The sequence below is a fragment of the Stenotrophomonas sp. YJH_SMC_17 genome (assembly GCF_059371655.1).
The window spans coordinates 240,565-265,787 of sequence record NZ_JCAFUU010000002.1; the positions used below are offsets into that span (position 1 = coordinate 240,565).

The 25,223-nt window shown below is 68.3% G+C and carries 22 protein-coding genes; 10 read left to right on the forward strand and 12 right to left on the reverse strand.

Going from position 1 to position 25,223, the window contains the following annotated elements:
* Nucleotides 1–48: 48 nt before the first annotated feature.
* Genes metX through AC5P8Z_RS06200 form a run of 3 tightly spaced genes read left to right on the forward strand, consistent with a single transcriptional unit; the run spans nt 49 to nt 3,376 of the window.
* Complete coding sequence (metX, locus tag AC5P8Z_RS06190) at nt 49–1,080, forward strand: homoserine O-succinyltransferase MetX (RefSeq protein WP_495228466.1); 1,032 nt, start codon at nt 49–51, stop codon at nt 1,078–1,080.
* Nucleotides 1,077–2,312 carry an O-succinylhomoserine (thiol)-lyase gene (locus AC5P8Z_RS06195; protein WP_495228467.1) on the forward strand — a complete coding sequence of 412 codons (1,236 nt, stop codon included), beginning with the start codon at nt 1,077–1,079 and terminating at the stop codon, nt 2,310–2,312. Before metX ends, AC5P8Z_RS06195 begins: the two co-directional genes overlap by 4 nt.
* Nucleotides 2,309–3,376 (forward strand): homoserine dehydrogenase family protein, encoded by a 1,068-nt coding sequence (locus tag AC5P8Z_RS06200; RefSeq protein WP_295565315.1) that lies wholly within the window; start codon nt 2,309–2,311, stop codon nt 3,374–3,376. The genes AC5P8Z_RS06195 and AC5P8Z_RS06200 overlap by 4 nt, the downstream gene beginning before the upstream one ends.
* Nucleotides 3,377–3,485: 109 nt before the next feature.
* Here AC5P8Z_RS06200 and AC5P8Z_RS06205 read toward each other — a convergent pair whose 3' ends face one another.
* Entirely contained in the window at nt 3,486–4,481 is a 996-nt protein-coding gene (locus AC5P8Z_RS06205; RefSeq protein ID WP_495228469.1) for an alpha/beta fold hydrolase, read from the reverse strand.
* Between the two features lie 203 nt (nt 4,482–4,684).
* Nucleotides 4,685–6,067 carry an L-serine ammonia-lyase gene (locus tag AC5P8Z_RS06210; RefSeq protein ID WP_286069465.1) on the reverse strand — a complete coding sequence of 461 codons (1,383 nt, stop codon included), beginning with the start codon at nt 6,065–6,067 and terminating at the stop codon, nt 4,685–4,687.
* Nucleotides 6,068–6,167: 100 nt separating this feature from the next.
* Here AC5P8Z_RS06210 and AC5P8Z_RS06215 point away from each other — a divergent pair, with 100 nt between their 5' ends.
* On the forward strand, nt 6,168–6,395 hold the full coding sequence (locus tag AC5P8Z_RS06215; protein WP_286069464.1) for a glutaredoxin family protein: 228 nt from the start codon (nt 6,168–6,170) through the stop codon (nt 6,393–6,395).
* A 105-nt stretch (nt 6,396–6,500) separates the two neighbouring features.
* Here the strand turns inward: AC5P8Z_RS06215 and AC5P8Z_RS06220 are convergent, their stop codons facing one another.
* From AC5P8Z_RS06220 to AC5P8Z_RS06230, 3 genes are read right to left on the reverse strand one after another with little or no spacing between them, the layout of a single operon-like run.
* Nucleotides 6,501–7,073: a YceI family protein gene (locus AC5P8Z_RS06220; RefSeq protein WP_286069462.1), complete on the reverse strand. Its 573-nt coding sequence runs from the start codon at nt 7,071–7,073 to the stop codon at nt 6,501–6,503.
* Nucleotides 7,074–7,076: 3 nt separating this feature from the next.
* On the reverse strand, nt 7,077–7,649 hold the full coding sequence (locus AC5P8Z_RS06225) for a cytochrome b (RefSeq protein WP_005410672.1): 573 nt from the start codon (nt 7,647–7,649) through the stop codon (nt 7,077–7,079).
* 10 nt (nt 7,650–7,659) lie between these two features.
* Nucleotides 7,660–8,292 (reverse strand): YceI family protein, encoded by a 633-nt coding sequence (locus AC5P8Z_RS06230; RefSeq protein ID WP_495228471.1) that lies wholly within the window; start codon nt 8,290–8,292, stop codon nt 7,660–7,662.
* A 162-nt stretch (nt 8,293–8,454) separates the two neighbouring features.
* On the opposite strand from AC5P8Z_RS06230, the gene AC5P8Z_RS06235 reads away from it, so the two are divergent.
* Together AC5P8Z_RS06235 and AC5P8Z_RS06240 are read left to right on the forward strand one after the other, a co-directional pair.
* Complete coding sequence (locus tag AC5P8Z_RS06235; protein WP_495228472.1) at nt 8,455–12,000, forward strand: hybrid sensor histidine kinase/response regulator; 3,546 nt, start codon at nt 8,455–8,457, stop codon at nt 11,998–12,000.
* A gap of 95 nt (nt 12,001–12,095) precedes the next feature.
* Nucleotides 12,096–15,623, forward strand: coding sequence for a hybrid sensor histidine kinase/response regulator (locus AC5P8Z_RS06240; RefSeq protein WP_495228474.1), 3,528 nt, complete (start codon nt 12,096–12,098; stop codon nt 15,621–15,623).
* Between the two features lie 100 nt (nt 15,624–15,723).
* On the opposite strand, the gene mdtD is transcribed toward AC5P8Z_RS06240, so the two are convergent.
* From mdtD to AC5P8Z_RS06265, 5 genes are all read right to left on the reverse strand, one after another.
* Nucleotides 15,724–17,172, reverse strand: a complete 1,449-nt coding sequence (mdtD, locus tag AC5P8Z_RS06245) for a multidrug transporter subunit MdtD (protein ID WP_286069456.1) — start codon at nt 17,170–17,172, stop codon at nt 15,724–15,726.
* An 89-nt stretch (nt 17,173–17,261) separates the two neighbouring features.
* Nucleotides 17,262–18,344: a uroporphyrinogen decarboxylase gene (gene hemE / locus AC5P8Z_RS06250; RefSeq protein WP_495228476.1), complete on the reverse strand. Its 1,083-nt coding sequence runs from the start codon at nt 18,342–18,344 to the stop codon at nt 17,262–17,264.
* Between the two features lie 26 nt (nt 18,345–18,370).
* Nucleotides 18,371–18,610, reverse strand: a complete 240-nt coding sequence (locus AC5P8Z_RS06255; protein WP_295565301.1) for a WGR domain-containing protein — start codon at nt 18,608–18,610, stop codon at nt 18,371–18,373.
* 120 nt (nt 18,611–18,730) lie between these two features.
* Nucleotides 18,731–19,843 (reverse strand): 3-dehydroquinate synthase, encoded by a 1,113-nt coding sequence (aroB, locus tag AC5P8Z_RS06260; protein WP_495228477.1) that lies wholly within the window; start codon nt 19,841–19,843, stop codon nt 18,731–18,733.
* Nucleotides 19,840–20,382 carry a shikimate kinase gene (locus tag AC5P8Z_RS06265; RefSeq protein WP_286069454.1) on the reverse strand — a complete coding sequence of 181 codons (543 nt, stop codon included), beginning with the start codon at nt 20,380–20,382 and terminating at the stop codon, nt 19,840–19,842. Before AC5P8Z_RS06265 ends, aroB begins: the two co-directional genes overlap by 4 nt.
* Nucleotides 20,383–20,480: 98 nt before the next feature.
* Here AC5P8Z_RS06265 and AC5P8Z_RS06270 point away from each other — a divergent pair, with 98 nt between their 5' ends.
* Nucleotides 20,481–20,684: a dodecin family protein gene (locus AC5P8Z_RS06270; RefSeq protein WP_005410663.1), complete on the forward strand. Its 204-nt coding sequence runs from the start codon at nt 20,481–20,483 to the stop codon at nt 20,682–20,684.
* A 6-nt stretch (nt 20,685–20,690) separates the two neighbouring features.
* Here AC5P8Z_RS06270 and AC5P8Z_RS06275 read toward each other — a convergent pair whose 3' ends face one another.
* Nucleotides 20,691–21,518 (reverse strand): kinase, encoded by an 828-nt coding sequence (locus tag AC5P8Z_RS06275; protein WP_495228479.1) that lies wholly within the window; start codon nt 21,516–21,518, stop codon nt 20,691–20,693.
* 40 nt (nt 21,519–21,558) lie between these two features.
* Here AC5P8Z_RS06275 and pdxH point away from each other — a divergent pair, with 40 nt between their 5' ends.
* Nucleotides 21,559–22,158: a pyridoxamine 5'-phosphate oxidase gene (pdxH, locus tag AC5P8Z_RS06280; RefSeq protein WP_286069451.1), complete on the forward strand. Its 600-nt coding sequence runs from the start codon at nt 21,559–21,561 to the stop codon at nt 22,156–22,158.
* A gap of 9 nt (nt 22,159–22,167) precedes the next feature.
* Complete coding sequence (locus AC5P8Z_RS06285; RefSeq protein WP_295565294.1) at nt 22,168–22,527, forward strand: YqfO family protein; 360 nt, start codon at nt 22,168–22,170, stop codon at nt 22,525–22,527.
* A gap of 57 nt (nt 22,528–22,584) precedes the next feature.
* Here the strand turns inward: AC5P8Z_RS06285 and prpR are convergent, their stop codons facing one another.
* Complete coding sequence (gene prpR / locus AC5P8Z_RS06290) at nt 22,585–24,168, reverse strand: propionate catabolism operon regulatory protein PrpR (RefSeq protein ID WP_495228480.1); 1,584 nt, start codon at nt 24,166–24,168, stop codon at nt 22,585–22,587.
* Nucleotides 24,169–24,321: 153 nt separating this feature from the next.
* On the opposite strand from prpR, the gene prpB reads away from it, so the two are divergent.
* Nucleotides 24,322–25,215: a methylisocitrate lyase gene (gene prpB, locus AC5P8Z_RS06295; RefSeq protein WP_286069448.1), complete on the forward strand. Its 894-nt coding sequence runs from the start codon at nt 24,322–24,324 to the stop codon at nt 25,213–25,215.
* Nucleotides 25,216–25,223 lie beyond the last annotated feature (8 nt).

Genomic DNA, 25,223 nt, shown 5'->3' on the forward strand with positions numbered 1-25,223 from the left:
CGCGGGCCCGCGAAGGCTCGATGGCCGATTCCCCAACCGGATCCCGCCATGAGCTTCGCCGCCAGTACCGCCATTCGCCCCGAACCCTTTGTCCCCGTCAGCGTGCCGGTCGAAGACCACGTGCATGCCGAGCGCGGTGAGTTCGCCGCGGTGCTGTCGATGCGTCATGCCGGCCCCAGCCCGGTGCGGCTGCGCTATGAGTGGGTCGGTCCGGCCAACGCGCCGGTAGTGGTACTGGCCGGCGGCATTTCCGCCCACCGCCATGTGGCCTCCAACGCACAGTTCAGCGAGAAGGGGTGGGCCGAAGACCTGGTCGGCAGCGGACGCACGCTGGATCCGCAGCAGCTGCGCGTGCTGGCGTTCGATTTCATCGGGGCCGACGGTGCGCTGGACGTGCCGATCGATACCGCCGACCAGGCCGATGCGTTGGCACTACTGCTGGATCATCTGGGTATCCGCACGCTGAAGGCCTTCGTCGGCTATTCGTATGGCGCGCTGGTCGGCCAGCAGTTCGCGATCCGTCATCGTGCCCGCGTGCGCCAGCTGGTGTTGGCCAGCGGTGCGCATCGCCCGCACCCGTATGCCGCCGCTTGGCGCGCGTTGCAGCGCCGGGCCGTCGCGCTGGGCCAGCTGCAGTGCGGCGAAGACCATGGCCTGGCGCTGGCCCGGCAGTTCGCCATGCTCAGCTACCGCACCCCGGAAGAGTTCGGCGAGCGCTTCGACGCTGCGCCGGAAGTGATCAACGGCCGCGTGCGCGTGGCCGCCGAAGACTATCTCGACGCCGCCGGCGCGCAGTACGTGGCGCGCACACCGGTGACCGCCTACCTTCGCCTGTCCGAATCGATCGACCTGCACCGCGTCGACCCCGCCGCCATCCTGCCGCCGACCGTGGTGGTGGCCGTGGAAGGTGACCGCCTGGTGCCGCTGGCCGACCTGGTCGGCCTGGTCGAGGGGCTGGGACCGCGCGGCAGCCTGCGCGTGCTGCGTTCGCCCTACGGCCACGACGCCTTCCTCAAAGAAGCCGATCGCATCGACGCGATCCTGGCCACCGCCTTCCGCACCTCTGGAGAGTCCGCATGAGCCTGCACGCCAACGAGCCGTCCTGTAGCCGCACCACTGCCGCCGTCCGTGCCGGCATCGATCGCGACACCGCGCATGGCGCGGTCACGCCGCCGATCGTGCTGTCGTCGAACTTCAGCTTCGAAGGCTTCGGCAACAAGCGCCAGTACGACTACACACGCAGTGGCAACCCTACCCGCGACCTGCTGGGTGAAGCGCTGGCCGAGCTGGAAGGCGGCGCGGGTGGCGTGATCACCGCCACCGGCATGGGTGCGATCAACCTGGTGCTGAACGCACTGCTGCAACCGGGCGATACCCTGGTGGTGCCGCACGATGCCTATGGTGGCAGCTGGCGCCTGTTCAATGCGCTGGCAAAGAAGGGCCACTTCGAACTGGTCACCGCCGACCTGACCGATCCGCGCGCGCTGGCGCAGGCGCTGGCCACCCAGCCGAAGCTGGTGCTGGTGGAAACCCCGTCCAACCCGCTGCTGCGCATCACCGACCTGCGCTTTGTCATCGATGCCGCGCACAAGGCCGGTGCCCTGGTGGTGGTCGACAACACCTTCCTGTCGCCGGCCCTGCAGCAACCGCTGTCGTTCGGTGCGGATCTGGTGCTGCATTCCACCACCAAGTACATCAACGGCCACAGCGATGTGGTGGGCGGCGCGGTAGTCGCGCGCGATCCGGCAGTGCACGAGCAGCTGGTGTGGTGGGGCAACGCGCTGGGCCTGACGGGTTCGCCGTTCGATGCCTTCCTGACCCTGCGCGGCCTGCGCACGCTGGATGCGCGCCTGCGCGTGCACCAGGAGAACACCACGTCGATCGTTGCGTTGCTGGACCAGCATCCGGCGGTCGGCCGCGTCCATTATCCGGGTCTGGTCGATCACCCGGGCCACGCCATCGCTGCCCGCCAGCAGAGTGGTTTCGGCGCGATGCTGTCGTTCGAGCTGGCTGACTGCGAAGGCGACGATCCGTATGCCGCAGTGCGTGCCTTTGTCGATGGCCTGCGCTGTTTCACCCTGGCCGAATCGCTGGGCGGCGTCGAAAGCCTCGTCGCGCATCCGGCCACCATGACCCATGCGGCGATGACGGCCGAAGCGCGTGCCGCCGCCGGCATCAGCGAAGGCCTGCTGCGCCTGTCGGTGGGCATCGAGGCCGAGCGTGACCTGCTGACCGATCTGGGCGCCGCGCTGCAGCGCGCCGAAGCGGTGATTGATGCGGCTGCGCGCCGCAAACAGGTGGTGGATGCATGAGCGCGCTCGCCGCTGACATTCCTGCGCTGGGCGTGGGACGCCTGGCGCTGCTCGGTACTGGTACGGTCGGCTCGGCCTTCGTGCAGCGTTACCAGGCATTGCGGGCGCGCGGGCTGGAACTGCCCAGCGTGCAGTGGCTGGCCAATTCACGCACTGCGCTGGAGATCGATCGTGATCTGGCGTTGCCGCTGGAGCTGGCACGGCGTGCACCACGCGATGGCCAGAGTTCGCCGCCGTGGGCGAGTGCCGAAGGACTGGAGCGTGGCGACGTGGTGGTCGACGCCACCGCGAGCGAGGACGTGGCCGCGCGCCACGTGCAGTGGCTGGCGCGCGGCGTGCACGTGGTGACCGCCAACAAGCTGGGCCGTGGTGCGCAGCTGGCACGCGCGCAGGCGATTGCCGAAAGCTGCGCCGACAGTGGCGCGCGTTATGGCGACAGCGCGACGGTGGGCGCGGGCCTGCCGCTGTTGAGCAGCCTGCGTGCACTGGTGGCCGGGGGCGATCACATCCATGCCATCGAGGGTGTGCTGTCCGGTTCATTGGCATGGCTGTTCCATCGTTACGACGGCCAGTCGCCGTTCTCGGCGGCGGTGCGCGAGGCGCTGGCAGCCGGCTACACCGAGCCCGATCCGCGCCTGGACCTGTCCGGCGAAGACGTGCGGCGCAAGCTGCTGATTCTCGCCCGCAGCAGCGGCCTGGCGCTGGATGCCTCGCAGGTGCAGGTGGATTCGCTGGTGCCTGCGGCGCTGGCAGCGTTGCCGTTGGATGAAGCGGTGGGCGCGCTGGAACAGCTGGACGCGCCGTTGCAGGCGCGCTGGCGGCAGGCGCGCGACAACGGCCACGTGCTGCGTTTCGTTGGCCGTGTCGACGGCGAGGGTGCGCAGGTAGGCCTGCGCGAGCTGCCGGCCGATCATCCGCTGGCACAGGGTGCAGGCACCGACAACCGCGTGGCCATCCACAGTGATCGCTATCAGCGCCAGCCGTTGTTGATCCAGGGCCCGGGTGCGGGCGCTGAGGTGACTGCGGCTGCGTTGCTGGATGACGTGCTGCGGATCGTGGGATGAGCGCACCGCTTCTGTAGAGCCGAGCCCATGCTCGGCTGCCCCTGACAGAATCCCCCTCCTGCCGGATGAGCCGAGCATGGGCTCGGCTCTACACGAGCACGCCAGCTGATCAGCGCGCCTTCAACGCCTTCAACAACGCGCTGTTGAACTGCTTCGGGTCCTGCACCTGCGGCGAATGGCCCAGTTCGGCGAACTCGACCAGCGTTGCGCCGGGAATGGCGGCCGCTGCGGCCTTGCCGAGCACCGGGTAATTGCCCAGCGTCGCTTTCACCGCCGGCGGCGCCTGGTCCCGGCCGATCGCGGTGCGATCCTTCTGGCCGATGAACAACGTGGTGGGTACCTGCAGGTTCTTCAGTTCGTAGACCACCGGCTGGTTGAACACCATGTCCGAGGCCAGTGCCTGGCTCCAGGCAACGGCCTGCTTGCCGGGCCCCTCGTACATGCCCGACTGCATGCGTGCCCACGGCTCGTAGGCTGGTTTCCATTTGCCGTCGTAGTACACGTCCAGCTGGTAGCGGCGGATGCTGTCATAGCTGATGTTCATTTCGCCGGCATACCAGGCATCCACGCTGCGCCATGGCACGCCCAGCGCCTTCCAGTCTTCGAGGCCGATCGGGTTGACCAGCGACAGGCTGCGCAGGTCCTGCGGGTACATCAGCGCGTAGCGCACCGCCAGCATGCCGCCCATCGAGTGGCCGACCAGGTGCACCGGCACCTCTCCCAGCTGCAGCTGCTGCAGCAACGCATGGGTGTTGGCGGCCAGCTGCGCGAACGTGTACTGGTAGCGCTCGGGCTTGCTGGACTTGCAGAAGCCCACCTGGTCCGGGGCAATGACCCGGTAGCCGGCGGCGATCAGTGGCTTGATCGATTCCTTCCAGGTGGCCGCACAGAAGTTCTTGCCATGCAGAAGCACCACGACGCCGACCGGTGCCTTTTTCGGCGCGATGTCCAGGTAGGCCATTTCCAGCGACTGCCGCTGCGACTCCAGTGCGAAGGTCTTTACCGGATAGCCGTAGTCGAAGCCCTCCAGGCGTGGCCCATAGGTGGGCGCGGCGAGGGAGGACAGCGGAAGGCTGGCAAGCAGGGCGGCGGCGACCACGCGCATGGGGCAATCCGGGGCGGGGGAGCCCCGAGCCTAACCGGAACGCAGTGACGGTGTTGTCCGACCCGGCAAGGGCGACTGGGTAGCGTCGACTGTTAGTCGGCTACCGCGCGCAGCGCGGGATTTTCGCGGCCTGAGGGAAGAGCAGTCGACCCACGGTCGACTCCATCTGCGGCCCGGAGCCATTGCGCCGGGGCCCGCCACCCTCAGCACTCGATGACGTTCACCGCCAGGCCACCACGGCTGGTTTCCTTGTACTTGTCTTGCATGTCACGGCCGGTATCGCGCATGGTCTTGATCACCTTGTCCAGCGACACCTTGTGCTTGCCGTCGCCACGCATGGCCATGCGCGAGGCGTTGATCGCCTTCACCGCGCCCATCGCATTGCGCTCGATGCACGGAATCTGCACCAGGCCTCCGATCGGGTCGCAGGTCAGGCCGAGGTTGTGCTCCATGCCGATTTCCGCGGCGTTCTCGATCTGGCTGGGGTTGCCGCCCAGCGCGGCGACCAGGCCGCCGGCCGCCATCGAGCAGGCCACGCCCACTTCACCCTGGCAGCCCACTTCGGCGCCGGAGATCGAGGCGTTCTCCTTGTAGAGGATGCCGATCGCTGCCGAGGTCAGCAGGAAGTCGAACACGCGCTGCTCGTTCGCACCCGGGCAGAAGCGATCAAAGTAGTGCAGCACCGCCGGCAGCACGCCGGCCGCACCGTTGGTCGGCGCGGTGACCACGCGACCACCGGCGGCGTTTTCCTCGTTCACCGCCAGCGCATAGAGGTTGACCCAGTCCAGCGTGGTCAGCGGATCGCGCATCGCCGCTTCCGGCTTCGATGACAGCTCGCGGTACAGTGCCGGCGCGCGGCGGCCCACCTTCAGGCCACCCGGCAGCACGCCTTCCTCGCGGATGCCCCGTGCCACGCACGACTGCATGGCGCTCCAGATCTCCCGCAGGTTGGCGCGGATCTCGTCTTCGCTGCGCCAGCACTTCTCGTTCTCGAACATCAGCTGGGCGATGCTCAGGCCGCTGCGCGCGGTCTGCGCCAGCAGCTCGTCGCCGCTCTTGAACGGATAGGGCAGCGGGGTCTCGTCGGGCACGATGCGGTCATCGGCCGCGTCGTCCTGGTTGACCACGAAGCCACCACCGACGGAGTAGTAATCGCGGGTGGCGATCACTTCGTCCTCGGCGTTGTACGCGGTGAAGCGCATGCCATTGGTGTGGTACGGCAGCTTCTGGCGCTTGTTCATGCCCAGGTCGCGCTTCTCGTCGAAGGCGATCTCGTGCTGGCCCATCAGCTGGATGCGCTTGCTGCTGCGGATGCGCTCCAGCGTGGCCGGGATGATGTCCGGGTCGATCAGGTTGGGCCGCTGGCCTTCCAGGCCCAGCAGGATCGCCTTGTCGGTGCCATGGCCGCGGCCGGTCAGCGCCAGCGAGCCATAGACATCGGCGCGGATGCGCGCGACCTCGTACAGGCGACCCGGGTCGAGCAGCCAGCGGTGGATGAATCGCTCGGCGGCCTTCATCGGCCCGACGGTGTGCGAGGAGCTCGGGCCAATGCCGATCTTGAAAACGTCGAACGTGCTGACAGCCATGGTTGCCGTACTGCGGGTACCGGAAGAGACCGCTATTCTAGCGGTTCATGCCGCACTTCCATGGCTGCGGCGCAGCATTTCGGCAGAGGGAGCCAAACCGGTGTTGACCCTGTTCCAGCGCGACGACTGCCATCTGTGTGACATGGCCCTGGCCGAGCTGGCCAAGGCGCGGGCACCGGAGTTCGAATCGGTGTTCCTGGATGACCAGCCGGCGCTGGAAGCACGCTATGGCGCCCGCGTGCCGGTGTTGCGCGACGAGGCAGGCGGCCGCGAACTGGACTGGCCGTTCGACGCGGCCCGCGTGCGGGCCTGGCTGGCCGCGGGTTGAATCCGCCGGGCAGGGCCCGGCGGCAGATGCGGTCGCGGCGCGCGCAGCAGCCGAGCGTGGCTCGGCTCTACAGAATGCGGCCGGGGCGGTGCCCCGGCCCAGTGCTCATTTCGCGTCAAACTTCACGATCGTGCTGATCGCGGTTTCGTCCGGGATGGTCTTGGTGTCGGCCCAGTCGCCGCCGCCGACGCCGAAGTCCAGGCGCTTGACCGTGGCCTTGCCGGTCAGCACCGGCTGGGTGCCCGGCTTCCAGGTGAAGGTGAGGGTGACCGGCTTGCTGACGCCACGCAGTTCCAGGGTGCCATCGGCGGCGAACTGGTCATTGCCCACCGCGCGGAAACCCTTTGCGGTGTAACGCGCGGTGGCGAACTTGCCGACGTTGAAGAAGTCGGCACCCTGCAAGGTCGAGTCACGGTCGCTGTTGCCGCTCTTGGCGCCTGCAAGCGGGATCACCACGTCCAACGAACCAGCGGCCGGATTGGCCGGGTCGAAGCTGAGCTTGGTGGCAAAGCCCGGGAAGCTGCCGGTGAACACTTCGCCGTCGTACTTGGTGGCGAACACCAGGATCGAGCCCGCGCCGGGGGCCTGCGCATAGTCGGCGGCGAGCACCGGGGCGGTGGCCAGCATGCCGGACAGGGCGGCGGCCACGGCGGCCGGAGTGGTCAGTTTCAGGTTCATCGGTCAGTCCTTCTGAGGGGAGGCGAGCCAGCCGCGCGGCAACATGCGGGACAACGTCGCATCGCGCTGGAAGAGGTGGTGGTAGAAGGCAGCGCCGGCATGGGCCAGCACCACCGCGATCAACAGCCAGAAGCCGTATTCGTGGATGGCATGCGATACCGCCACCACCTGCGGATCGGGGCCGCTCAGCTTGGGCACGTCGACCAGGCCGAACCAGCGGAACGGGCGCAGGCCACTGGCCGAGTCGTACAGCCAGCCCGACAGCGGGATGGCGAACATCAGCACATACAGCAGCACGTGGGTGGCACTGGCGATGCGTTCCTGCCAGCTGGGCACGCCCGGTACCGGCTTCGGCGCGCCGGCATACAGGCGCCAGCCGAGGCGGAACAGCACCAGCGCCAGCACGGTGATGCCGATCGACTTGTGGGCGGTGTAGACCCAGAAGTACTTCGGGGTCTTGGGCAGTTCACCCATGGTCAGGCCGACCACGCCCAGGGCGAGGATCAGCAGTGCGATCAACCAATGCAGGATCTGGCTGACACTCCCCCAGGCGGCGGGGGTGTTCTTGGCGGTCATGAAGGGTCCTCTAGCGGGCCGTCTTGGGGTCGGAGTGCGGAACAGGAGCGGGAGTTCCCGGGGCGTCGCTGCGGTCGAGGGTGGCTTCAGCCTCGATCCTCAGGTGTACTGCATCACCGATGACGCCCGGCCAGGCGGTGATGCCGAACGCGCGCCGGCTCAGCGTGGTGCTGGCGGAAAAACCGGCGGTGCGTCGGAACGGTGGGAGCGGGTAGCGCTTGATGGCATTGAGGGTCACCTCCAGCGTGACCTCCTGGCTGACCCCGCGCAGGGTCAGCGTGCCGATCACGTGCGCGCGCCTGGCATCGATCGGTTCGACCCGGCTGGAGACGAAGCGCGCGCTGGGGAAGCGCTCGCCGTCCAGGAGGCTGCGGGCCAGGGTGGCCTCGTTCCACTTGGCATCGCCCAGGTCCAGTCGCGACACCGGTACGCTGACGTCCAGTGTGGCGCCGCGCCAGTTGTCGGGATCGAACTGCAAGCGGCCCTCGCTGCCGGAAACCGTCCCCATGGCCTGCGAATAGCCGGCATGGTCGATGCTGAACAGCACCCGCGTGTGCACCGGATCGATGCGATAGGTATCGGCGTCCGCCCAGGCAGGGGCGGTGGCGAGCAGCATCGGCAGCAGGGCCAGGCAGGGACGCATCGATGGCGGGCTCCGGAGAGGGACGCTGTGATCATACGCACAGGCCCCTGCCAAGGATGCGTGCATGGCTGCAACAGTTCGTGGTGGCCTTGCGCCGGCAACAGGCTGTTGCAGCCATGGACCCGGCCTGTGTGACAATCGGGCCAGGACAGGGGGTTCAGGATGACGAGCGGCTGGCGCCTGTGGTGCCTGGGCATCGCGGGAACGGGGCTGCTGCTGTTGGCGTCCGCCACAGCGGCTGCGGCCCTGGACATGGCAGAAACACCGCGCCTGCGGCGCTTCGGTGCCGCCGAAGGCATGCCGTCGCGCATGGTGCTGGCGCTGGCCGAGGACCGCCAGGGCCATATCTGGGCTGCAACCGATGGTGGCCTGGTGCGTTACGACGGCAGCTCGCTGCGGGTCTGGGAGCACGATCCGGAGCAGCCTGGCTCGTTGCCCGGCAACGAGATCGAGACCCTGCTGGTCGATCCGCTGGACCGGGTATGGGTGGGCATCAATGGCAAGGGCGTGGCCCGCCTGGATGCCGACCGCGAGCGCTTCAGGACCTTCGATGCGGTCAATGGCCCCTGCATGAGCCAGTTCTGGACACTGGCGTATGCCGCGGACGCGTTGTGGATCGGCACCAGCAGCCAGGGCATCTGCCGGTTCGGCGAGGACGGCAGCCTGCGTTTCTTCAAGCACGACCCGGCCCGCGCCGACGGCCTGCCCAGCAACACCATCTACAGCAGCCTGGTCGATGCCCGCGGCCGCCTGTGGATCGGCACCGAGGCCGGGGTCGCGCGCTGGAACGGCGTTGGCTTCGAGCCGGTGGCACCGCACGAACTGGGCGCGCTGAGCGTGCTGCGGATGAGCCGTGATCCGGACGGTTCGATCTGGCTTGGCAGCCAGAACGACGGCCTGTACCGCATCGATGCGCAGGACCGGGTCAGCCGTCCGCGCTGGAGCGACAGCGCCCGCCTGCGCTCGGCGCTGGTGCTGGCCGATCGGCGGGGTGGCTACTGGGCCGGCACGTCCGACGGCCTGCTGCGCGGCGACGCCAGTGCGCTGTGGCGCCTCGAGGGCGACCGCGGCAGTGGTTTCCTCACTGCACAGAGCGGTGTGCTCGACATGCTGCAGGACCATGAGGGCGGACTTTGGGTGGCGTTGTTGACCCAGGGCCTGGCTTACCTGCCGCCGGACTGGCGCCGCTTCTCGATCTGGAACCAGCTCGATGGCAAGCCGCTGGACAGCCAGTACCTGCTGGGCGCGGCCAGTGATGGCCACAACTACTACGTGGGTTCGGCGCATGGCGTGTATCAGCTGGATGCGAAGGGCACGCTGCGCCTGCTCGCCAGCGACCGCCAGATTGGCAGTGGTGCGGTGTGGTCTGTCCTGCCGCGGCCGGACGGGCGCCTGTGGCTGGGGCGTGCCGGCCGTATCAGCGTGTATGACCCGGCCACCCACGCGCTGCACGATTGGCATATCGATGGAGGCGCCGACCTGCGCCAGCGCATCGACCTGATGCGGCAGGCACCCGATGGCACGGTCTGGCTGTCGGTGATGAATCTGGGCCTGCAGCAGCGCAGTGCGGATGGCCGGGTGCTGCGCAGCTATCCACTCGATGATTTCCGCAAGGCGGCCGATTCACCCATCGAGCAGATCCGCTTTGATGCCCATGGCAAGGCGTGGGTGATGGGCGACATGGGTATCTGGCGCGAGCAGGCCGGACGCTTCGAAGCGGTGCCGGGTGTCTCGCGTGGTCTGATCTACGACCTGGTGTGGGTGGATCCGCAACAGTTGTGGCTGGCCCGCCAGGGCGCGCTGGAGCGCTACCAGTGGGATGGCATGAGCCTGCGCCTGATCCAGCGCATTGATGGAAGCGCCGGAGTGCCGCCGGTCAGCATGGGCGGCCTTGCATTGGCCGACAATGGCCGGGTGTGGGCAACCACGCCGCGCGGCCTGCTGCGCTGGGATCCGAAAGCACGGCGCCTGCAGTTGTTCAACGAACGCGACGGCCTGTCCGATGCCGAGTTCACCAGCCGTCCGCCGGCGGTGAATGCCGATGGCCGCGTGCTGGCCGTGGCCCAGACCGGCCTGGTCGCTTTCGACGTGAATGCCGACGACGTCGTGCTGCCCGGGTCGTCGCTGGTGATTGCCGAGGTGCGCGTGCGCCGCGACGACGCGCGCGGCTGGCAGCCGCTGCCGAACACCGGCACCCTGCTGCTGGGACCGGATGATCGCGATCTGCAGATCGATGCGCGGCTGCTGTCGTATGCCAACCCCCAGGGCAACCGCTACCGCTTCCGGGTACGCGGGTATGACCAGAACTGGGTGGAGCAGGGCGGCGACGGTCAGCGCACACTATCGAGACTGCCCACCGGCAGCTACGTCATCGAAGTGCAGGCGGCCACCGCCAATGGTGCGTGGACGCCTTCGCAGCAGCTGCAGGTGAAGGTGCTGCCACCGTGGTGGCGCAGCGGCATGGCGATCTTCGGCTACATCCTGATCGGTTCGCTGCTGCTGCTCATCCTGGTCTGGTCGATCCGTGCGCGCCTGCGCCGTCGCCAGCAATGGCAGTTGACCGTGCACAAGCAGGAGCTTGCCGAACAGGCCTCGCAGGCCAAGAGCCGGTTCCTGGCCACGCTGGGGCACGAAGTGCGCACGCCGATGACCGGCGTGCTCGGCATGAGCGAGCTGCTGCTGGCCACACCGCTGGACCCGGTGCAGCGCAGCTATGCCGGCTCGATCCAGCAGGCCGGCAGCCATCTGCTGCGGTTGGTCAACGATGCGTTGGACCTCGCGCGCATCGAGGCGGGCCGGCTGGAGCTGGATCTGCGCCCGTTCGACCTGGCCGGCCTGCTCGACCAGGTGCAGGCGCTGATGCAGCCCATGGCGAGGCAGCGCAGGCTGGATTTCCAGCGTGGCGACGATCCGCCTGGCCCGATCAGCGTCAGTGGCGACGAGATGCGTGTGCGGCAGATCCTGCTCAACCTGCTGGGCAATGCGATCAAGTTCACCGAGCGCGGTCATGTCGGCCTGGCCGTGCACCTGGAAGCGAACGGCGGCGGGCTCTGTTTCGAAGTGCATGACAGTGGCCCGGGCATCAGTGCCGAGCAGCAGGATCGCCTGTTCCATCGCTTCGAACAGGCCGATGGTCCGCGCACGGCATCGCGTTATGGCGGCAGCGGGCTGGGCCTGGCGATCTGCCAGGAGCTGGCCGTGGCGATGGGTGGGGGCATCGAAGTGGACAGCCAGCCAGGCAAGGGCGCGCGCTTCCGGGTGCGGTTGCCGCTGCCGTGGACCCGGCAGGCAGCGGCCGCTGCAGGCGAAGCGACGGCGCCGCTGGTGCTGCCGCCATTGCGCATCCTGCTGGTGGAGGACGATGCCACCGTAGCCGAGGTCATCGCAGGCCTGCTGCGCAGCCGTGGCCATGACGTGGTGCATGTGCTGCACGGCCTGGGAGCCTTGTCGGAGATCGCGACCGACGGCTTCGATGTCGGCCTGCTCGACCTCGACCTGCCGGCGCTGGACGGTACTGCGATTGCACGCCAGCTGCGCACTCTGGGCTACGAGCTGCCACTGGTGGCGGTCACCGCACGCTCCGATGCCTATGCTGAATCGCAGGTGCTCGCTGCCGGTTTCGATGGCTTCCTGCGCAAGCCGGTCACCGGCGACATGCTGGTGACAGCGATCATCCAGGCGCGCACTAAACGACAGACCACGACTTGAAAACGTCGGCGCCGGGCGTGAACGGCGCGACTTTCGGTTTACCATGCCGACGCCCGCAGCGCGGGAATCATCAGGGCAGCGTGAGGAGGCAATCGGTGGCGTATCTGCGGGCGGCGATGCTGCTGCTGATCCTCCTGTGCTGCCTGTCACCCGCTGCCGCGCAGCCGGTGCCCCCGAGCCCGCGCCAGGTGACGGTGTTCGACGGCCTGCCCTCCAATACCGTCAACCGCATGGCCGAAGACCGCTACGGCTACCTGTGGATCGCCACCAACGACGGTCTGGCTCGTTACGACGGGCGCAACTACCGGATCTGGCGCTCGGAGGATGGCCTGCGCGACAACCGCATCTGGACGGTCCTGGTCGATGCGCGCAACCAGCTCTGGATCGGGACCGAGAACGCGGGCCTGGTACGGATGTCGGCCGACCGCCGCCAGCTGCATTTCTACGACCGCAGCAGCCAGCCACTGATGGGGACCAACACGGTCTGGAGCCTGGCCACCACCCCCGACGGTGCGATCTGGTTCGGCACCCACGAAGGTGGCCTGTACCGGCTGGACAGCCAGGACCGCCTGCAGCGTTTCCTGCCCGAGGCCAACAATCCGCGCAGCCTGCCCGCCGCCTCGGTGCCGTACCTGGCCACGCTGGCCGATGGCAGCCTGTGGGTCGGCACCAAGCATGGCGTGGCGCGCTGGACCGGCACCGACTTCGAGCGGGTCGGCACGGATGTTATTCCCAGCCTGCTGATCAATGGATTGACCAGCGAACCCGATGGCAGCCTGTGGATCAGTACGACGGCCGGCGCCACGGTGCGTCGCCCCGACGGGCGTTTTGAATCGCCGCCCTGGAAACTACCGTCGGGCGAGCAGGTGCTCGGCATGATGCTGCGCGATGAACAGGGCGGCCATTGGCTGGATACCCGTACCGGGCTGGGTCGGGCCGTGGATGGGCAGTACCAGACCGTTCCGCTGTACAGCGCCGTTGCGCGCGGGCCGGTGCGGCCGAACTGGACTGGCGCCTACGAGGACCGCGAAGGCGGCATCTGGCTGGCCAGTACCAATGCCGGCCTGTGGCACCTGCTGCCGCGCTGGTGGCAGTTCTCGGTGCTGTCGCGGCTGGAGGATGACGCCGGTTCGCTGCGCAATGCCTTCGTGCTGGGCACCAGCCCTTCCAGCAATGGTGGCATCTGGACGGTCGGCAGCCACGGCGCGCTGGACCGGTTCGATCCCAGGACCGGCAGGATCGAGCAGCACCGCACCTGGGTCAACGGCATGTACTGGCTGTCCTCGGTACGCGAGGATCGCCGCGGCCAGGTCTGGATCGGCTCGACCGATGCATTGCTGCGCTATGACCCGAAGCGACGTGAGCTGCGTCGCTGGGGCCGTGATGCAGGGGCCGACGCGGCCATGGAAGGGGTCATCGAGTCGATGATGACCTGCGACGGCGACAGTCTCTGGTTGATGTTGCCTGCAGGCCTGCAGCAGCGTGACCTCGACGGTCGCCTGCGCCGCCAGCTGGAAAACGGCCAGCGCGGCCTGCAGCAGGGCCAGCTCAACCTGGATGTGGAATGCGGGCCGCAGGACCACATCTGGCTGGCCAGCAGCCGTGGCCTGCTGCAGTGGCTGCCGGAAAGCGAGCGCTTCCAGCCGGTGCCGGGTGCGCCGGCGACCGCGATCCATGCGTTGCACGTGGGCCGCGATGGCCAGGTCTGGCTGTCGGAGGACGGCCGCCTGTCGCGCTACCGCTGGAGCCACGGCCGGTTGGAGCGGCAGGCCGTTGTCGGCGCGGAGCAGGGCTACCCGGCGATCTCCGCCTCCGGGCTGGTGGTCGATGCACAGGGCGTGGCCTGGGCCACCAGTGCGCGCGGCCTGGTCCGGGTGGGCGCCGACGGGCAGAGCGTGCGCCTGTACGGCGTGCACGACGGCCTGCCCAGCCAGGAGTTCCGCGAGCACACGTTGGCGATGTCCGGCGATGGCCATCTGGTGGCCGGTACCCCGGCCGGCGTGGTGGTGTTCGACCCGGAACAGGTGCGGCCGTCGGTGCGGCGCGCGCCGCTGGTGATCGAGCGGGTTGAAGTCCGCCGCAACGAGCAGGTACTCGACCTGACCCACGACACGCCCCTGCAGATTGCCGATGGTGATCGTGACCTGCGCATCGTCGCGCGGTTGCTGTCATTCGCCGATTCGGCGTCCAACAGCTATCGCTACCGCCTTGCGGGCTACGACCCCGATTGGGTGGAAGTAGGCCCGGCCGGTGAGCGCCTGTTCTCGCGCCTGCCGCCGGGCAGCTACCGCCTGGAAGTACAGGCGCGCTCGGCCGACCACGTCTGGTCGCGGGTGCAGAGCCTGGAATTCCGCGTGCAGCCGCCATGGTGGCGCAGCCTGTCCGGAGTGCTGGTACTGGCTTCGATCGCACTCCTGTTGACCAGCTGGTTTGCCTGGCTGTACCGCCGCCGCCTGCAGCGGCGCCATGCCTATCAGCTGGCACTGCACAAACAGGAACTGGCCGAACAGGCCTCGGCGGCCAAGACCCGCTTCCTGGCCAATCTCGGCCACGAAATCCGCACGCCGATGACCGGCGTGCTCGGCATGAGCGAACTGCTGCTGGCCTCGCCGCTGGACCCCCAGCAGCGCGGCTACACGCAGTCGATCCGGCATGCCGGCGAACACCTGCTTCACCTGGTCAACGATGCCTTGGACCTGGCACGGATCGAGTCCGGACGGCTGGAACTGCAGTCAAAGCCGTTCGCGCTGAGCTGCCTGCTGCAGGATCTTGCCGCCCTGATGGGACCGCTGGCAGCACAGAAGGGCCTGCGCTTCACCCTCGACAACCAGCTGCCGCCGGGCCTGCAGGCCACCGGCGATGCAATGCGGGTACGGCAGATCCTGCTCAACCTGCTCTCCAACGCGGTCAAGTTCACCAGCCGCGGCACCATCACCCTGCATGCGCGCAGCGACGGCGAGCTGCGCGCGCTGCATTTCGAAGTGCGCGATACCGGTCCGGGCATCAGCCAGGAACAGCAGCAGCGCCTGTTCCGCCGCTTCGAACAGGCCGACGGCGCCCGCACCGCCGCGCAGTACGGCGGCAGCGGCCTGGGCCTGGCGATCTGCCGCGAACTGGCGCAGGCGATGCAGGGGCGTATCCAGGTAGAGAGCCAGCTGGGTCGCGGCACGTGTTTTGGCGTGACCCTGCCGTTGCCGCTGGTGGTCGATGCAAGTACTGAAGCCGACGGCCAGGCGCACCGTGAAGAGGCGGCCAACATGCCGCCGCTGCGCGTGCTGCTGGTCGAGGATGACGCGACCGTGGCCGACGTGGTACGCGGCCTGCTGAGCGCGCGTGGGCATGAGGTGGTGCATGCGGGGCATGCGCTGGCGGCGCTGCGCGAGATCAGTGCCGGTGATTTCGATGTCGGCCTGCTGGATCTGGACCTGCCGGGCCTGAGTGGTTTCGAGCTGGCCCAGCACCTGCGCAACCAGGGCTACATGCTGCCGCTGCTGGCGGTGACGGCGCGGACCGATCCGGACCTGCAGCAGCAGGTGGAAGCAGCCGGCATCGGCGGTTTCCTGCGCAAGCCGGTGACCGGTGAGCTGCTGGTGGAAGCGATCGCCCGGGTGATGGGGCGGTAGGGTTCATTGCAGGGCTTGCAGCCCACCACCCACGGAATGCTCGCTGTTGTTGTTGCTTCGGCCTCTGCGGGTGCAGGGCCGCAGGCCCTGCAGAACCCCCTCACTCCGCGACGTGCTCGACCTGCCGTGGCTCAGGCTTGGTATCGGGCAGCTGCCAGAAGATCATCGTCGAGGTCAGCGTGATCGCGCCCACACACAGGAAGGTGGCATGCAACGCCGCCGTGGCATCGGTGCTGTCCAGATGATTGCCGAATGCGGCCAGCAGGCTGCCGGCGGCAGCAGCACCGAAGCCGGCCGCGAGCATCATCACCATCGACAGCAGGCTGTTGCCGGAACTGGCGAATTCGCGGTCCAGATCACGCAGGGTCACGGTGTTCATCACGGTGAACTGCAGGGAATTGACCGCGCCGAAGAACGCCAGCTGCAGCAGGCGCCAGGCCAGGTGCTGGCCCGGTGTCATCAGGATGAAGCTGGCCATCGCCAGGCCCACCAGCACGGTGTTGACCATCAGCACGCGGCGGTAGCCGAAGCGTTCGACCAGCTTCACCGCCAGCTGCTTGGAGACCATGCCAGCGGCGGCCACCGGCACCATCATCAGGCCGGCGTTCATCGGGCCCAGGCCCAGGCCGACCTGCAGCAGCAGCGGGATCAGCATCGGCATGGCGCTGCTGCCGATGCGCGAGAACAGGTTGCCGAGGATGCCGATGCGGTAGCTGGGCACGCGGAACAGCGCCAGCGAGAACAACGGTGCGGTCGAATTGGCCGCATGCAGCCAGTACCCGACCAGCGCGGCCAGGCCGGCCACGGTCATCAGCATGATCAGTGCGTGCGGCGTGCCCAGTCCGGAGATGCCATCCAGTGCCAGCGACAGCACCACCATCGCGAAGGCCAGCATGATGTAGCCGCGCAGGTCGAAGCGGGTGCGATGGCTGGCGTAGTGGTCCGGCATGATCTTCATCGCAGCGATGAAACCGATCACGCCGATCGGCAGGTTGATCAGGAACACCCAGTGCCACGAGGCGATTTCCACCAGCCAGCCGCCGAGGGTGGGGCCGATCAACGGGCCGACCAGGGCGGGGATGGCGATGAAGCTCATCGCGCGCAGGAAATCCTCGCGCGGCACCGAGCGCATCACCGCCAAGCGGCCGACCGGCAGCAGCATCGCGCCACCGATGCCCTGCAGCACGCGCGCGCCGACCAGCTGGTGCAGGTGCTGGGCCAGCGCGCAGGCCAGCGAGCCGAGGGTGAACAGGATGATCGCTACCAGGAAGGTGCGGCGGGTGCCGTAGCGGTCGGCGATCCAGCCGGAGGCGGGGATGAAGGTGGCGACCGCCAGCGCGTAGCTGAACACCACCGACTGCATCTGCAACGGGCTTTCGCCCAGGCTCTTGGCCATCGCCGGCAGCGCGGTGTTGACGATGGTCGAATCGAGCATCTGCATGAAGATCGCCAGCGAAACCAGCCAGAGAAGCGGGCGGAAACGGGCGTATTCGGCGGCGGATGCGGCGGTGTCGGGTGCGGGCGCGCCTGCGGGCGACGGTTCGGACATGGCGTGGGGGCCGGTGCAGCGTGGGGCGCCATGATCGCGCAATGCGGGTCACGGCGCGATCAATGCCGCGCCGTGGCCCGTGCCGGGGTTCAGCGCTGGCTGTGCGCGTGCACTGCGTCGACCAGCACCTGCACGTGCGCCGCGTCCATGTCCGGCGACATGCCGTGGCCGAGGTTGAATACATGGCCCTCGCGCGAACCACCATTGCCCGCGGCATAGGTATCGAGCACGCGCGCGGCAGCGGCGGCGATCGCATCCGGCGAGGCGTACAGCGTGGTCGGGTCGAGGTTGCCCTGCAGGGCGACGCGACCACCGGTGCGGCGCATGGCCTCGTCCAGGTCCAGTGTCCAGTCCAGGCCCAGCGCATCGGCGCCGGTCTGCGACAGCGCTTCCAGGTGCAGGCCGGTACCCTTGCCGAACAGGATCAGCGGCGTGCGCTCGCTGCCTTCGCCGCGTTCCAGGCCTTCGGCGATGCGCTGCAGGTAGCGCAACGAGAACTCGCGGTACATCGCCGGCGACAGCACGCCGCCCCAGGTGTCGAACACCTGCAGGGCCTGTGCGCCGGCCGCGCGTTGCGCGCCGAGGTAGGCGATGACCGCGTCGGTGGTGACCTCCAGCAGGCGGTGCAGGGCCTGCGGGTGGTTCAGCGCCATCGCCTTGATGCGCGCGAAATCCTTGCTGCCGCCGCCTTCCACCATGTAGCAGGCCAGCGTCCACGGGCTGCCGGAGAAACCGATCAACGGTACCTGGCCGTCCAGCTCGCGGCGGATCAGGCGCACGGCGTCCATCACATAGCCCAGGTCCTGTTCCATGTCCGGCACCGCCAGCCTGGCGATGGCGGCTTCATCGCGCACCGGGTGGCGGAACTTCGGGCCTTCGCCCTCAACGAAGTACAGCTCCAGGCCCATCGCATCGGGAATGGTGAGGATGTCCGAGAACAGGATCGCGGCGTCCAGCGGGAAGCGGCGCAGCGGCTGCAGGGTGACTTCACAGGCGATCTCCGGGTTCTTGGCCATGGCCAGGAAGCTGCCGGCCTTGGCCCGGGTCGCGCGGTACTCCGGCAGGTAGCGGCCGGCCTGGCGCATCAGCCAGACGGGGGTGCAGTCCACCGGTTCGCGGCGCAGGGCGCGCAGCAGGCGATCGTTGCGGAGAGGGCTGGTCACGATGGGCATTCCTTGGACGAAAGTTGGCAGCGGCGTCAGTCGCCGTGCGAAATGATCTGGAAGCCGCGATGCAGTTCGGCATCGCGGGCTTTCTCGAAGGCATGGCGGGCTTCGTCGGCCTGCAGGAACAGCTCGCGCCGCAGCTGCGAGCGGCTGCCGACACGGCCGCTCTCGCGCAGCAGCTCCCAGCCGCCGAACAGGTCCGGCTGCAGGCTCAGGCGCAGGAAGCGCGGTGCCTGCGCACCGGCGTCGGGATGTTGCAGGTAGACGTGCATGGCGCCGATTGTATCGCCCCGGTGCGGCACGGACCTGTAGAGCCGAGCCCACGCTCGGCTGCGCTTCATGCCGCGGCACAATCCGTTAGCGCCTGGCCATGCCCGCCGAACGCGGAAAGGTCAGCCCGCGCCCAGCACCTTCAGCACCGCCGCCTCATCCACGTCCGGCACCACTTCGGCGCGGCCCATGCCCCGCCACAGCACCAGGCGCAGGCGGCCGGCCACGTTCTTCTTGTCCAGCCGCATGCGGCCGAGCAGGGCCTGCGGGTCCAGTCCGGCCGGGATCGCCACCGGCAGGCCGAGGCGTTCCAGCAGCGCCTGCAGGCGCTGGCGGTCGGCATCCTCGGCCAGGCCCAGGTGGGTGGACAGCTTCGCCGCCAGCACCATGCCCACCGCCACGGCTTCACCATGGTTCAGTGCATCGCGGCCCGGGGCCGAATAGCCCTGTTCGGTTTCGATGGCATGGCCGAAGGTGTGGCCCAGGTTGAGCAGGGCACGCTCGCCCTTCTCGAAGGGGTCGCGTTCGACGATCGCGGCCTTGTGCCGGCAGCTGCGCGCGATGGCTTCGGAAAGCACGTGGTCTTCACCGGCGACCAGCGCATCGGCATGCTGCTGCAGCCATTCGAAGAACACCGCGTCGCCCAGCGCACCGTACTTCACCACTTCGGCCAGGCCTGCACGCAGTTCGCGCGGCGGCAGGGTGGCCAGCACGCGGGTATCGGCAATGACCGCACGCGGCGGATGGAAGGCGCCGACCAGGTTCTTGCCGGCCGGGATGTCGACGGCGGTCTTGCCGCCCACCGACGAATCGACCATCGCCAGCAGGGTGGTCGGCAGCTGCACGCAGTCCACGCCGCGCATCCAGCAGGCGGCAGCGAAACCGGCCAGATCGCCAACCACGCCGCCGCCAAGGGCGAACACGCAGGCGTCGCGGGTGGCGCCGAGCGCCGCAAGCGCTTCGATCGCGCGGCCGAATTCGGCCAGCGTCTTGGAGGCCTCACCGGCGGCCAGCACGTGCTCGCCGATGATCAGGTCGGGGCGCGCGGCCAGCAGGGTCTGCTTCACGGCATCCAGATAGCGCGTGGCTACTTCGCTGTCGCTGAGCAGCAGCACATGGCGGCCACGAACGTGCGCGGCCAGCGCGGCGCCATCGGCCTGCGCACCGGCGCCGATGGTGATGGTGTAGGGGCGGTCGCCGCCAACGGCGACCTGCAGCAGGGCGGGGGAAGTCATGCAGTCAGGTCCTGGCGCTGCCATTGCGTGGCCAGCTTGACCACCAGCTGGGCAGTCGCATCGGCAGCGGTGTACGGGTCGGTATCGAGGGTGAGGTCGGCCAGTTCGCGGTATAGCGGGTCGCGGTGTGCGGCCAGGTCGTGCAGCACCTGCTCGCGGTCCGGGCGTTGCAGCAGCGGCCGGCCCTTGTCGCGGGCCAGGCGCTCCAGCTGCGCGGCTACGCTGACACGCAGGTAGACCACGAAGCCTCGCTGGGCGATCAACGCCCGGTTGTCCGCATCCAGCACCGCGCCGCCACCGGTGGAAACCAGTTGGCCGCGACCGGCCAGCACCTGGGCCAGGGCTTGGCGTTCATGGCTGCGGAAGCCGGCTTCGCCGGAGTGCTCGAAGATGGTCGGAATGCTTGCGCCGGCGGCATCGACGATGGCCTGGTCGACATCGACGAAGTCCAGCGTGAAGCGCTCGGCCAGGCGGCGGCCGATGCAGGTTTTGCCGGCGCCCATCGGGCCGATCAGGATCAGGTTCGGAGCGGGATTCATGCCCTCTGATGCTAACACCTCCGTGCCCCGGCCTTTACGTTCTTCACGTCAGGGTGGGCGTTCCTGCGGGGTTTCCCGCGCCAGCCGGAGTACAGGCCATGACGGTCGCCAAGGTCATCGAAATCACCGCCTCCTCGCCGAAAAGCGTAGAGGACGCGGTACGCAGCGGGTTGAAGAAGGTCTCCGAGACGGTCAAGGGCATCCAGGGCGCCTGGGTGAACGAGACCAAGGTGGTCACCAACGGCAGCGGCGAGATCACCGAATGGCGGGTCAACCTGCGGGTGACCTTCCTGGTGGAGTAGGCGTGCTCAACGCACTGCCTGCACCTGTCGCTGTCCGTCCAGCATCACCACGTGGTCGGCGAGGGCGGGCAGGGCACGCAGCGCCTGGCGGCTGACCCGCTCGTAGTACTGCACGAACCGCTCCAGCTGTGGCCGGCTCATGCCGTGCCGGCCCGGCTGCGCGGCCTGCAGGTTCTGCTCCTGCTGCCAGCGCCAGCGCGGCACCACCGAAAAATCCGGCGGCTGCAGGAACCACAGCCGGTCGCAGCGCTGCCACAGCGCCGGGTAGTCGCGGGCCAGTGCCAGGTTGCACCAGCGCCGCCAGCGGCCGTCGCCATCGGCTTCGCGTTCCAGTGCGTTCAACGGGCTGTCCAGCGCGCCGTCATCCTGCGCGGGTGTGCCCAGGAACCAGCCTTCGAACACCAGCAGGTCGAGGGGCTGCTCGATACGTGGCCATTGCGCTTCGGGCAGTCGTTCGTCGGCCAGCTTGTCGAAACGGGGCAATGCGAAGGGCTGGCGCGCGGCTACCGCGTCCAGCACGCTGTGGGCCAGCGGCAGGTCATGGGTGCCGGGTGGGCCGCGGGTGATCAGCAGCGGGTGCACCTGTCGGGCCAGCCGCTGGCGCTGTGCGCGGGTCAGGTAGACGTCATCGATGGACAGCGTCGCCGCGTTCAGGCCGCGCGCCCGTGCACGTGCCACCACCTGCGCGGCCAGCGTCGATTTGCCGCTCCCCTGCAGGCCGCTGATCGCCAATACTGGAACCGCTGCGCCGCTGCCCAGCGCATCGTCCAGCGCCTGGTCGGCCAATGTTTCCGGGAATCCTTTCACCTGGGGCATATACGCAGCAGCGGCCATGAAGCCACAATAGCCCAATACGTGTGAGAAGAACGCAATCATGAGCGACCTGTACGCCGAAGCCCTGTCCACCTTTGCCGCCCTGTTCGACGAGGCCAAACAGAGCCGCGAGGTCGAGCCGAATGCGATGACCGTGGCCACCGCCGATACGCACGGTCGTCCCTCGGCGCGCACCGTGCTGCTGAAGGCGTTCGACGAGCGTGGCTTCGTGTTCTACACCCACCTGGACAGCCACAAGGGGCGGGAACTGCAGGCCAATCCCCAGGCTGCGCTGTTGTTCCTGTGGCGCAGCCTGCGCGAGGCCGGCATCCAGGTACGCATCGAAGGCCGCGTCGAGCAGGTCGCCGATGCTGAGGCCGACGCCTATTTCGCCAGCCGGCCGCGCATGAGCCAGATCGGCGCCTGGGCTTCGCAGCAGTCGAAGACGCTGGCAACGCGCGAGGAATTCGACGCGCGCGTGGCCGAGGTCGAAGCGCGCTTCCAAGACAAGGACGTGCCGCGCCCGCAGGGCTGGAGTGGCCTGCGCGTGGTGCCCGACCGCATCGAGTTCTGGTACGGCGCGCAGTTCCGCCTGCACGAACGCTGGTGCTATGAAGCCGGTGCCGAAGGGCACTGGAGCAAGCGCCTGCTGTATCCGTAAGGCAACCCGATGCAACGCCTGCCGCTGTACCGCGTTGTGGTGTTCGTGCCGCCGGCAGCACTGGACGCGGTGAAGCAGGGCATCCTCGCAGTGGACGCACTGGCGGCCGGCGACTACGAGCACGGTATGTGGTGGTCGGCGCCGGGGTTCGAGCAGTTCCGCCCGCGGGTGGGGGCGTCGCCCGTCCAGGGGGAGGAAGGACGCACCGAAGTGGTCGACAGCGTGCGCCTGGAGTTCTGCCTGCCTCGGGATACGCAGCGGCTGCAGCGGATCTTGGAGCAGGGCATCGTGCCGCATCATCCGTGGCGGGTGCCGGTGGTGCAGGTGGAGGAGATCGAGCTGCTGCTGGCCGTCGGGCTGCCGTCGTAGAGCCGAGCCCATGCTCGGCTGCTTCCGCGGGAACATCAGCCGAGCATGGGCTCGGCTCTACAACCCCTCCGCGCGCAGCCAGCGCCACAGCGTGGTGCGTGATACGCCCAGTGCCTGCGCCATGCCCTCGCGGTCATTGCGGTGTTCCTGCAGCAATGTTTCCAGCTGCACACGTGGCGGGCGCTTGCCGTTGCTTTCCAGTGGCAGTGCTGTCGCGCCTTCGCTTGTCAGCTCGGGCGCAAGCTGCAGCAGTCGCGCGGCATCAATAGGCCCTTCAGCCGGCTGCCAGTGAATGCGCAGGCGATCCACCAGATTGCGCAGTTCGCGCACGTTGCCGGGCCACTCGGCGGCGGTCAACACTGCCATCGCAGCGTCATCCAGTGGCGCGTCGATGCCGCGCAGCTGGCGGAAGAAGTGCTGTGCCAGCACTGGAATGTCGCCACGCCGCGCACGCAGCGAGGGCAGGGCGATGCGCAGCGCGGCCAGGCGGTAATACAGATCGCGGCGGAAGCTGCCAGCCGCTGCGCGCTGTTCCAGCGATTGCAGTGTCGCGGCAACCACGCGCAGGTCCACCGGCGTCGGTTCGGTGGCACCCACGCGCAGGACTTCGCGCTCCTCCAGCACCCGCAGCAGGCGGGTCTGCAGGGGCAGCGGTAGTTCGCCGATCTCATCCAGGAACAGGGTGCCGCCGTCGGCGGCTTCAACCAGGCCGACGCGTCCGCCACGGCGGGCGCCGGTGAATGCACCATCGCTGTAGCCGAACAGCTCCGCTTCCAGCAGCGATTCGCTGATCGCGCCGCAGTTCAGCGCGACGAAGCGGCCACGACGGCCGCTTGCCGCATGCAGCTGGCGCGCCACCAGCTCCTTGCCTGTGCCGGTTTCGCCGGTGACCAGCACAGTGCTGTCATGTGGTGCATAGAGCGAGATCTGTGCGCGTACCTGCGCCATCGCATCGCTGTCGCCGAGCAGGGCATGCGCATCATTGCGTGGGGCGGCACGCCGACGCGCGGCCGGCCGGCTGCCCCCGGAGCGGGCCAAGGCCTGGGTCAGTTCCAACGCATGTTCGAAGGCATGGCGCACCGAATCGGCCGAGTACAGCAGTACACCCGGCAGGCCGGCCTGTTCGGCGTGGTCGATGGCCATGCCGGTACCGACGATCACCTCGATGCCGTTGGCGCGCAGGTCGGCGATACAGTCGCGCGCGTCCTCGCGGGTGACGAAGCGGCGATGCTCGATGTCCAGCCCGAAGCTCTGCTGGAAGTTGCTGAACACCGGTACGTCGCTGGCGTGGGTGACCAGGCCGATGCGGCTGGCGATGCGGCGTGCGCGCGCCAAGGCTTCCATCAGGTCGAAGCCGTTGGCCTGGATCGGCACCAGCGGCAGCTCCAGGCGGCTGCGCAGCCAGGCGGCGTTGGAGCCACCGGCGATCACCACGTCGCAATGCTCGCGGCGCAGGCGCTGGCCGATCACCGATACCGCGTCCTCGAAGCCGAGGTTGATCTGCTCGATGCGCGCGCGGCGGTCGAATTCGGGAATGACATCGCCGAGCAGGCCGGTCAGGCGCGAGACGCTGACGGTCCAGATGACCGGGCGTCCGGGGTCGGCATCGGCATGGCGCAGGGGCGAGCGGGGCAGGTACATGGCAGCCGCAAGGGGTAGGGGTGTTTCATGATACATCTGTTTCAGTGTTTCATTTGTTTCATCGTTGCAATGCGGTCATGCCTTTGAAATCAATCGCTTGCAGCTTGGCATGGTGCTTGCGCCCTCTATCCCGTTCCCAACCTGGATTGCCGCATGACCGCTTCGACTCCTTCTTCCGCCGGTGCCCGCTTCCGTGAGGCACTGGCTGCCGAATCGCCGCTGCAGGTGATCGGCGCGATCAACGCCAACCACGCCCTGCTGGCCAAGCGCGCCGGCTTCCGCGCCATCTATCTGTCCGGCGGCGGTGTTGCCGCCGGCTCGCTGGGCCTGCCGGACCTGGGCATCAACACGCTGGAAGACGTGCTGGTGGACGTGCGCCGCATCACCGATGTCTGCGACCTGCCACTGATGGTCGACATCGACACCGGCTTCGGCCCGAGCGCCTTCAACATCGCGCGCACCGTGAAGTCGCTGATCAAGGCTGGCGCAGCGGCCTGCCATATCGAAGACCAGGTCGGCGCCAAGCGCTGCGGCCATCGCCCGGGCAAGGAAATCGTCTCGCAGGGCGAAATGGTCGACCGCGTGAAGGCCGCCGCCGATGCCAAGACCGATCCGGACTTCTTCCTGATCGCGCGTACCGACGCCATCCAGGTGGACGGTGTGGACAAGGCCATCGAGCGCGCCATCGCCTGCGTCGAGGCCGGTGCCGATGGCATCTTTGCCGAGGCCGCCTACGACCTGGAGACCTACCGCCGCTTCGTCGACGCGGTGAAGGTGCCGGTGCTGGCCAACATCACCGAGTTCGGCGCCACCCCGCTGTTCAGCCGCGATGAACTGGCTTCGGCCGGTGTTGCGATCCAGCTGTTCCCGCTGTCGGCCTTCCGCGCCGCCAACAAGGCGGCCGAGAACGTCTACCAGGCGGTGCGCCGCGATGGCCACCAGCGCAACGTGGTGGAGACCATGCAGACCCGCGAAGAACTCTACGACCGCATCGGCTACCACGCGTTCGAGCAGCAGCTCGATGCACTGTTCGCCGCCAAGAAATAAGCAGTACC

Coding starts and splice junctions, on each gene's coding strand:
- prpR (WP_495228480.1), bottom strand. CDS start 24,168: ATGTACCTGCCCCGCTCGCCCCTGCGCCATGCCGATGCCGACCCCGGA.
- metX (WP_495228466.1), top strand. CDS start 49: ATGAGCTTCGCCGCCAGTACCGCCATTCGCCCCGAACCCTTTGTCCCC.
- prpB (WP_286069448.1), top strand. CDS start 24,322: ATGACCGCTTCGACTCCTTCTTCCGCCGGTGCCCGCTTCCGTGAGGCA.
- AC5P8Z_RS06270 (WP_005410663.1), top strand. CDS start 20,481: ATGACGGTCGCCAAGGTCATCGAAATCACCGCCTCCTCGCCGAAAAGC.
- AC5P8Z_RS06210 (WP_286069465.1), bottom strand. CDS start 6,067: ATGGCTGTCAGCACGTTCGACGTTTTCAAGATCGGCATTGGCCCGAGC.
- AC5P8Z_RS06225 (WP_005410672.1), bottom strand. CDS start 7,649: ATGACCGCCAAGAACACCCCCGCCGCCTGGGGGAGTGTCAGCCAGATC.
- pdxH (WP_286069451.1), top strand. CDS start 21,559: ATGAGCGACCTGTACGCCGAAGCCCTGTCCACCTTTGCCGCCCTGTTC.
- AC5P8Z_RS06195 (WP_495228467.1), top strand. CDS start 1,077: ATGAGCCTGCACGCCAACGAGCCGTCCTGTAGCCGCACCACTGCCGCC.
- AC5P8Z_RS06200 (WP_295565315.1), top strand. CDS start 2,309: ATGAGCGCGCTCGCCGCTGACATTCCTGCGCTGGGCGTGGGACGCCTG.
- AC5P8Z_RS06255 (WP_295565301.1), bottom strand. CDS start 18,610: ATGCACGTCTACCTGCAACATCCCGACGCCGGTGCGCAGGCACCGCGC.
- AC5P8Z_RS06205 (WP_495228469.1), bottom strand. CDS start 4,481: ATGCGCGTGGTCGCCGCCGCCCTGCTTGCCAGCCTTCCGCTGTCCTCC.
- AC5P8Z_RS06265 (WP_286069454.1), bottom strand. CDS start 20,382: ATGAATCCCGCTCCGAACCTGATCCTGATCGGCCCGATGGGCGCCGGC.
- AC5P8Z_RS06230 (WP_495228471.1), bottom strand. CDS start 8,292: ATGCGTCCCTGCCTGGCCCTGCTGCCGATGCTGCTCGCCACCGCCCCT.
- hemE (WP_495228476.1), bottom strand. CDS start 18,344: ATGCCCATCGTGACCAGCCCTCTCCGCAACGATCGCCTGCTGCGCGCC.
- AC5P8Z_RS06285 (WP_295565294.1), top strand. CDS start 22,168: ATGCAACGCCTGCCGCTGTACCGCGTTGTGGTGTTCGTGCCGCCGGCA.
- AC5P8Z_RS06275 (WP_495228479.1), bottom strand. CDS start 21,518: ATGGCCGCTGCTGCGTATATGCCCCAGGTGAAAGGATTCCCGGAAACA.
- mdtD (WP_286069456.1), bottom strand. CDS start 17,172: ATGTCCGAACCGTCGCCCGCAGGCGCGCCCGCACCCGACACCGCCGCA.
- AC5P8Z_RS06235 (WP_495228472.1), top strand. CDS start 8,455: ATGACGAGCGGCTGGCGCCTGTGGTGCCTGGGCATCGCGGGAACGGGG.
- AC5P8Z_RS06220 (WP_286069462.1), bottom strand. CDS start 7,073: ATGAACCTGAAACTGACCACTCCGGCCGCCGTGGCCGCCGCCCTGTCC.
- aroB (WP_495228477.1), bottom strand. CDS start 19,843: ATGACTTCCCCCGCCCTGCTGCAGGTCGCCGTTGGCGGCGACCGCCCC.